5 protein-coding genes and 3 pseudogenes are annotated in these 8,465 nt (G+C 30.9%); 5 read left to right on the top strand and 3 right to left on the bottom strand.

Going from position 1 to position 8,465, the window contains the following annotated elements; genetic code table 11:
• Positions 1-1,555 (bottom strand): leucine-rich repeat domain-containing protein (locus tag AB3I00_RS14410; RefSeq protein ID WP_368025583.1); only part of this gene is annotated, 1,555 nt, incomplete at its 3' end.
• 941 nt (positions 1,556-2,496) lie between these two features.
• Here AB3I00_RS14410 and AB3I00_RS14405 point away from each other — a divergent pair.
• From AB3I00_RS14405 to AB3I00_RS14385, 5 genes and pseudogenes are all read left to right on the top strand, one after another.
• Positions 2,497-3,654 (top strand): annotated as a pseudogene (locus AB3I00_RS14405) (transposase).
• A gap of 649 nt (positions 3,655-4,303) precedes the next feature.
• Positions 4,304-5,842, top strand: a complete 1,539-nt coding sequence (locus tag AB3I00_RS14400) for a putative mucin/carbohydrate-binding domain-containing protein (RefSeq protein ID WP_368025582.1) — start codon at positions 4,304-4,306, stop codon at positions 5,840-5,842.
• Positions 5,843-5,984: 142 nt separating this feature from the next.
• A pseudogene (locus AB3I00_RS14395) lies at positions 5,985-6,717 on the top strand (transposase); the annotation flags it as partial.
• A 199-nt stretch (positions 6,718-6,916) separates the two neighbouring features.
• Positions 6,917-7,123, top strand: a complete 207-nt coding sequence (locus AB3I00_RS14390) for a hypothetical protein (RefSeq protein ID WP_368025584.1) — start codon at positions 6,917-6,919, stop codon at positions 7,121-7,123.
• A 62-nt stretch (positions 7,124-7,185) separates the two neighbouring features.
• A pseudogene (locus AB3I00_RS14385) lies at positions 7,186-7,293 on the top strand (type II toxin-antitoxin system PemK/MazF family toxin); the annotation flags it as partial.
• A gap of 85 nt (positions 7,294-7,378) precedes the next feature.
• On the opposite strand, the gene AB3I00_RS14380 reads toward AB3I00_RS14385, so the two are convergent.
• Together AB3I00_RS14380 and AB3I00_RS14375 are read right to left on the bottom strand one after the other, a co-directional pair.
• A complete protein-coding gene (locus AB3I00_RS14380; protein ID WP_368025581.1) occupies positions 7,379-7,978 on the bottom strand; it encodes a putative mucin/carbohydrate-binding domain-containing protein in 600 nt (199 codons plus the stop codon).
• Between the two features lie 40 nt (positions 7,979-8,018).
• A complete protein-coding gene (locus AB3I00_RS14375; RefSeq protein ID WP_368025580.1) occupies positions 8,019-8,219 on the bottom strand; it encodes a hypothetical protein in 201 nt (66 codons plus the stop codon).
• Positions 8,220-8,465: the final 246 nt, after the last annotated feature.

The following is an 8,465-nucleotide window of genomic DNA, read 5'->3' as shown; positions in this document are numbered from 1 at the left end:
GAATCAAAGTTTTCTTTTCCCCATTCACTTCAACGCGAACAAATTTAGCATTGGTGCCATCATAAGTCCCAGTAATAGTGTCACTTGAGCCGACATTGTATTTGTCTAAATTAATATTTGTTCTGTTATTTTCGATTGCCAATGAAATTGAACCACTATATTTAAATTGTTGTTCTCCTTCAGAAAAAGTAACTGATACGTTTTGTTTATCTTCAATGTTTTTCCAGGTAAATGTGTCTGTAGTCTTATCATAAATACCGTTATCAGATAATTTAAAACTAGTTGTTCCTTTTATTGGATTTTTTAATTGTACTTCGTTTTTTTCAATTTTTGCAGAAACTTCTAAAGCCTTTTGATTTGTTACATCTGCAGAAGATTTTCCCCATAATTGAATGCTTTGTGCATACAGAGCATCAGCCCAATCATTCACAAAAGTAAAATCTGTTAACTTATTTTTAGTCGCATTAAAATGTTTTAATGCAGGCATAGTTAAAAGTAACCCTTTATCAATATTTGCAATATTATTATTATTGACAGTAATTGTTTCTATAGAAGTTGAATTTTTGAAAACAGAGATATCGTTTAATTGATTATCAGACAAGTTAACATTGACTAGTTGTTTTAAATTAGCAATTGAAGAGATATCAGAAATCTTATTGTTTGCTAAATTTAAAGTTTTGACATTTACGCAATTTTCTAACCCACTTAAATTTTGAATGCCTTTATTTGTTAAATCTAATGTTTCTAGTTTTTCTAATTCATTTTTATAAACTGGATCTGTTGTTTTACGCGTAGAATTTCCATCAATGTTTTGTTGATTTAAGTTTTGAATGATTCCTGTTTTTAATTGCTCATCCATAAAAGTAACTTCTTCTTGATGACTAGCCAAAGCATTTACTTCTAAAGTAGAATTAATTACTAAAGTAGATGAGTTGAGTCCAGAAATATTTTTATCATAATTAACACTTAGAGTATAATCTTTGGACATATCTAAATTTGACCAATGGATACTATTTGATTTTTCATCGTATGTTCCCTCATTAGAAATAGTAGTAGGGTGTAAAGGCGCTCCATCCACGTCCTTATATGGATTAACAAGCGTAACTTCTCCATTAGCATTCATAGGAGCAGTTTTTGTTACGTTGGAATAGATCTCACTCAGCATTCCGAATTCAACATGGGCTGACAGTTCCCCTAAAACACTAAAATCAGTAATTGTACCATCAAACATACAATTTAATTTTTTCAAAGATGTACAATATTGCAATCCCTCTAAAGAAGAAAGAGTTCCTGCTGCACCTCCAAATTCACCGGTAATTTCAGTGATAGAAGCTAACTGTTCTTTTGTAAGAGCTGCATCTTTGTCTTGCCCAAGTATTCCATTTAACAAGTGCTTTAACGTAGTATCTGGAACAATATCGGCACTCTCTTGACTTGCTTGTAGAGTTGGTTGTTTAATTTCTCCGGCAAAAGCCAAATTAGAAGTAGTAGGTAAAACTGTCCCTAAAACTGAAGTTGAGAGTAGTAAAGTTGCAATAAGTTTTTTACATTTCATATATGTGCCTCCAATGATTTATTTACTCCAATAAAAAATGTAAAGCATATTTTTTTTTATTTTTCTAATTATTTTTTTTATTGCAAAAAAATAATTAGTTTTTTGCAATAAATTCAATGAAAGTTGTATAAATTAAATAACTATATCCACATAAAAAGTATAAACTTATTATGTTGATTGAAGGTGAATTCAGCATAAGACCGCCATTTCTACTGAATCTTTAAAAATTTCATTATAATTATAGAATACGAGATTCTTTTTATAACTGATTGACCGACCTATAATTCTTATGTAAAAAAGATTGAGACATTTCATCTTTTATATAATCACTAAAAGTAAGTCTTGGAGATTAGAATACAAAAAATAAAAAGAGGAAAGCTTCTATAAAATAAAAATACAAGTTTTCCTGAAACGGAATAAAATGAAATGTAAAAATACAACTCTGTTTCAACTGGTACAAGCTATTATTTGTCTAGTTAATAGAATCTCTTATATTTAGCAAGCAGTTTTCCAGCAAGATTTGCAAGTTGGTACTAACTTGCAGAAAAAAAGAAGGCTACTCGGAAGAGTAGCCAAAAAGAAAGATTGATTGAAAGATATTTTTATGAGCTAAAAAAAATATAACAAAGTTTAGACGTTGAACAAGTTTTATTTTTATACAAAAAAGTTATCCTTTCGAGCAATTTTTTATAAGAAACAATTGCGTTTTATTTTTTTATGAAATTCAAAAAAACTTTCCAAGAAAACATTAATATATTTCTCTGAAAATAACGAGTATCTAAAAAAGAAAGCTACTCAGAAGAGTAGCTCAGACTGTAGACAAACTCCTAAATTTGGAGTGTTGTTTGCAGTTTTTTTGTTTTATACTCATTGTATAAACTATTCTGGGAGTGATTCTAATGATGAGAAAACAATCGATTTAAGGTAGAAATCAATTTGCTATGTTAACAATTGATGATCTTGTACCTAAAGATCACTTAGTTCGAAAGATTGATGCTGCGATTCAGTTTGATTTCATTTATCCCATTGTAGAATCTACGTATTCGACCCATGGTCGTCCCAGTATTGATCCAGTGGTCTTAATTAAATTAGTATTTATCCAATATTTATTTGGTATCCGTTCGATGAGACAGACCATTAAAGACGTTGAAACAAATGTTGCTTATCGTTGGTTTTTAGGTTATTCATTCGAGGATCCTATCCCGCATTTCTCTACTTTTGGTAAAAACTATGTTCGAAGATTTAGAGAAACAACTTTATTTGAAGACATTTTCTCTCATATTCTAGAACAAGCTGTAAAAGCTGGCTTCGTTACGGAAGACAACCTTTATATTGATTCTACTCATATTAAGGCAAATGCCAATAAACATAAGTTCACAAAAGAAATGACATACGGTCAAGCTAAAGCTTATCAAGATGAATTAGAAGATGAAATAAATAAAGAACGTATTGCTGTAGGAAAACGTCCTTTTACATGGGACACAGAAAGTGAGTTGAGTCTTCAAAAAATAAGTCATTCAGATCCAGAAAGTGGTTACTATGTTAAAGGTGAACGAGAAAAACAATTTTCTTATTCCGCGCATACTTCCTGTGAAGATAATGGTTTTATCTTACATTAATCACACCAGGAAATGTACATGACAGCCAAGTCGCAATCGATCTGGTGCTTTTCCAAATATAAAGCGTGTTGTCGCTGATGCAGGATATAAGACGCCTAAATTTGTCCATTACTTAAAAACTGTACTTTGAGTACAAAACATCAAAAAATAGTAACTCGACATGTTTGGGCGGGTCTTATGGATGAACTTGAACACCAACGCCATACGGCGTTGAATAGAGAAATTTATAAAAAGAGAAAACAAACCATTGAACGAATATTTGCAGATGCAAAAGAAAAGCATGGTATGCGTTGGACGAAATATCGAGGTCTCGAAAAAGTCGCCACGCACACGATGCTTACGTTTGCTGCCATGAATTTAAAAAAACTAGCCACATGGCTATGGAAAGCAAAAAAGCCTATGGCTTTTTATTTCAAATTTCTACAAAGACTAACAAAAAGGAGTTGGCAAGTAAGCCACTCCTTTTTGTCTACAGTCTGAGCTACTCAGAAGAGTAGCTAACTAAAACAAGAAAATTGGGATAAAACTTGGTTTATCAATAAGGGTGAATAGAGTGTAACAGTTTTTGTACATATACTAATCTTTATTTTTTGAACAAAAACTCTTTAAAACAAAGACGGTTAAATCTAAAAATTTGCTAAAATTTGAGTGTATTCTTCTGAAAACTTAAATTTGTTTTTAAGCGGCGCTCCTATCAATCAATTGATAGGAGTTCTTTTTGTTTAAACAAAAAAAGACTACTCAAAAGAGCAGTCACTAAAAAAATAATAGAGAGTAATTTTGTGAAAAAGCAACGCATTTATAAAGCGTTATCAAAAGTATAACAAATACCTTCTAAAATAACAAGTGGCTAAAAAATAAGCGGGCAAAATGCACAAAGAAGTGGAAAAAGAAGAGAGCAGAAAATCAAGCATTGCTGGAGCGTTTGAGGTAGATCAATCGAAAATCAGTGCCTGTAGTCATTGATAGAGGGGCAACTTGGGTTAGTGTACATTATGTTAACTAAATAGTTAAATAACAATTTTCCATTTTTTTATGCAATAAGATAAAAAAATAAAAATTTTTAAACATCATAATTTTTTATAATTAATTATTGATATTTTGTACAAAATTATTGAGGAGGAATTTTATGTTCAAAAAAAGAACGCGATTAAAATTAATAGGGGTATTAGGATTAGGATTATTTATCGGGGGATTAGGATATTCAACTAATGCCTTTGCAATGGAACGGCATGCAGTTTACTTTGATCGCAATTTTGATGGAACTTCAATTGGACCACAAGAACTTGTAATGGCAAAACAAGAATTTGAAAATACACTAGATCCATACGAAAAATATGCAATTATTGATGCAGATAAATCAAAACAAGAAGTTATAGATGGAATAAATAATACTTTTTCAGAAAGTAAAGATGACGATATAAATTATTTGCTTATGAGTTCACATGGAAATGATAGTGGAATAATTGATTTTTCATTTAAAGAACTACGAAATATTTTAGATCAATACAAAGGGAAATTTGTTATTGTTCTTGATGCATGCGGTTCAGGAGGGCTAATTCAAAATAATAAAATGATTGCAAATTGTATACGAGAATTTTCAGAAAACAATACTGGTATGCTTAAATCTGGCGAATTTAAAGATTCGAAATATAATGTTTTTGCAGCTTGTGGAAAAAATCAATCTTCCTATATGAATGAATTATATAGTTATTTCATAAAATCTTATTTCGATAGTTCGCAGAAAGGTCAAAATGGAAAATTTCTAAATGCAGATGGAAATCAAGATAATATAGTTACTGCCGGTGAATTATCAGAATACGTAAAAGTCCATGGTGCAGCTGGTGATGCTACTCCCGTTTCACAAGTCGTAGATCCAGAACTGCCAGTATTTGCTACAAATAGATCTACTTTTGACTTTAAAGGTATCGGAACATATGCTGGAAAAGACACACACTTTGCTCAATTAAAATACAATGGAGATCATACAGCTACCCTTAAAGAAGGTGTGAAAATGTATGGTTGTCCTATACACCCTTATTTTGAAGGTATTTATGCTTCTATTCTTGCAAAAGATAAAGATGGAAATACATTATTTACGAAAGAATTTAAAGGAACCGATTATGTTCAAGCTAAAGAGGAGAAATTCTCTTTGCCTGAAGGAGCTACATTAACACTTTACCATGCAGAAGGAACGTCAGGACGCTATGAAACAAGTAATGACAAAGAATTAAAACAAAATGCTGTAGGCAATACGTATTATTATGTGGTTAAAAATGGAATTCTTTCACAACAAATGAACAAGCAAGAATTTAACTTTTTAGGGTTAGGTGATTATAAATTTGCTCAACTTGATATAGTGAATGGGGTTGCTAAATTAGACAGTAAGTACACTCAATATGGCTCGCATTGCTATTTCAAAGATAATGTTTATGCTTCAGTGGTAGTGAACGATCTAACCGAAAAAGAAGTCTTTAAAAAAGAATACAAAGGAAACAAAAATACGCCAGCAGGCTTGGACAATATTGAATTAAAAGAGGGCTATACACTAACGATTCATCATGAAGAACCAGGCCGTTTAAAAACAAATGATGATACGAATCTTCACAAAGAATCAAGTAAAGATTTCCATTATACATTTACCAATGGTTATTTAATAGAACAATAACTTTAATTACAGGTGAAAATTTACAAAAAGTGGCTAGCATTTGCTAGTCTCAGACTGTAGACAAAGGAAAAATTTCTTTGTTCTACAGTTTTTTTGTTATAATTAAAGAAAGCGTTTGCTTTTAAAAGAGGAATGTATAATAATGTTCAAACAATCAATGGATAGTAGGATGGAAGAAGTCAAAATTTCGCTAGATGCACTTGTTCCTAAAAATTATTTGGTTCGTAAAATTGACAAATCATTGTCATTTAATTATATTTACCCAATTGTTGAATCAACTTACACGACCATTGGTCGTCCTAGTAAAATTAGTATTCATTCAATATTTATTTTGGATTTGTTCGATGCGTCAGACCATTAAATAAGTTGAAACAAACCTAGCTTATCGTTGGTTTCTTGGGCTTAGTTTAATTGATAAAGTTCCTCATTTTTCAACTTTTGGTAAAAACTATGCACGGCGTTTCAGAGAAACCGATTTGTTTGAACAGATATTTATCATTATTCTCGAACAAGCAGTTGATGCTAGATTTATTAATGAAGAAATTTTGTATATGGATTCAACTCATATTAAAGCGAATGCGAACAAACGTATTTTTACAAGAGAAATGGCACATAAAGAAGCCATTTTATACCAAAAACAATTGGTATAAGAAATCAATGAGACAAGAATTGCCGAAGGCAAACGCCCTTTTGGTTCAATCATTCGTCAGGAGGTGGACGAATGGGAAATTAGTATCGCAGATTTAGAAAGTGGTTATTATGTAAAAACAGAATGAGAAAAACAGTTTGCTTCTTCTGCTCATGCCGTTTGTGATGAAAATGGTTTTGTATTAGATGTCATGATTACGCCTGGAAATCTACATGAGAGCCGAATGTTCGTGCCACAAATCGAACGTGTTAAATCACGTGGATTTTCCTTTTATGGTGTAGCCTGCTGATGCTGCGTACAAAACATCTTGGAACGCCAAGTATTTAATCAACCGAAAACTAATACCCATTTTTCCTGATACTCGAACCAAAGTAAACAAAGAACGTTTTACAAAGAAAGATTTTGATTAGGATCCCTATTATAATTTGTCTATTAAAAAAGGAGCATTTCCTAATGAAAAAACTTTTCTTTTCAAAAATGGAAAATCTGACAAGCACCTTAAAAATAAGGAATTAAAAAAATTATTGCAGCAATCAGACTATCGTATCTCAGATATTGCTTTTGAAATTGGGTTGTTGGATAATTTCATTGTAGCATACATGCTTGTTAAGAAAAAAGTTCTAAAACATTGATTTTAATGTTTTAGAACTTTTTTTAGGAGAAATTAAAAATAAGAATGCCAAAATAACGTTTTTCTCAATTGAAATCACTAGTTTTCAAAGACAGGAAACTAAAAAAGATTGAGAATTTACCACTACAAGATATGACCAAGATTGATCAACTTCTTGAATATATCTTTTAACCAGATTGTACAATAATAATTGATTGAGATAACAGAATTTCTTTAAGCTTAGAAAGTCATGATAGGTTATAATATATAAAATAATCTATTCTGCATTTACAAAAACTAAATGATTTTTCTCCATTTTGTACGTATACGTATGCCCGGATGTTAGTTTTAAGTCTTTATCATCACTTGTCCCAAATTTATTACTTGTTCCTTCTGCATGATACATAGTAATCACACTATTTTCTGGAATATCATAGGTTCCTAAATCCGCTGCCCCTACTTTACTATCTCCAAGCCAAATATGATTATAAATAACATTTCCATCAACACTTGTAACATTTAAGGAAAAATAAGTTCGATGTGTGTAATAATAACTATGCATCGGTGTGCCCCAGCCTTGTCCATTATAATTTTCTTTGATATGCATTTTATTATCTCTAAATGTAATTAGCAGTTTTTCTTGTCTGGAAGACCCAAACCACCTAGAAGCGTTACCTTTAATATCAAATGTTTGTTCTACAGAAAAGACGACATTTTTTCGCCCAATTTCTTCGTAATCTTTGTTAAATAGTACAATTTCAACATTATCTGTCGCTTTTAAATTTTTTCCAATGTAATAGGAAATTTTTCCTTGTGCTAAGTCTGATGATTTATATATTTGTTGTTTTTCACCATTTATTTCTGCTCGAATATACACACCATTGGTTTTGTTGTAAGTCCCAGTGATTGTATCGCTTTCACCAACTATATTTGTTCAATTCTATATTAACTTGCTCTTCTGCTGAAGCTTTAATAGAAAATGGCGTTCCTTTATCGCATTGAATATTTTCAATCTCTACTGGAATATTTTCTGCAGCAGAAATTGAAATTGGTGACATGATTGTACCTAAAATAGAAGTCGAAAGTAATAATGTCGCAATAAGTTTTTTACATTTCATATATGTGCCTCCAATGATTTATTTTTTCCAATAAATTCAATGAAAGTTGTATAAATTAAATAACTATATCCACATAAAAGGTATAAACTTATTAAGTTGATTGAAGGTGAATTCAGCATAAGACCGCCATTTCTACTGAATCTTTAAAAATTTCATTATAATTATAGAATACGAGATTCTTTTTATAACTGATTGACCGACCTATAATTCTTATGTAAAAAAGATTGAGACATTTCATCTTTTATA

Source organism: Enterococcus sp. C76 (assembly GCF_040886985.1).
Classification (GTDB): domain Bacteria; phylum Bacillota; class Bacilli; order Lactobacillales; family Enterococcaceae; genus Enterococcus_B; species Enterococcus_B lactis.
This window is presented reverse-complemented; position numbering and strand designations above follow the sequence as displayed.

Coding starts and splice junctions, on each gene's coding strand:
- AB3I00_RS14400 (WP_368025582.1), top strand. CDS start 4,304: ATGTTCAAAAAAAGAACGCGATTAAAATTAATAGGGGTATTAGGATTA.
- AB3I00_RS14375 (WP_368025580.1), bottom strand. CDS start 8,219: ATGAAATGTAAAAAACTTATTGCGACATTATTACTTTCGACTTCTATT.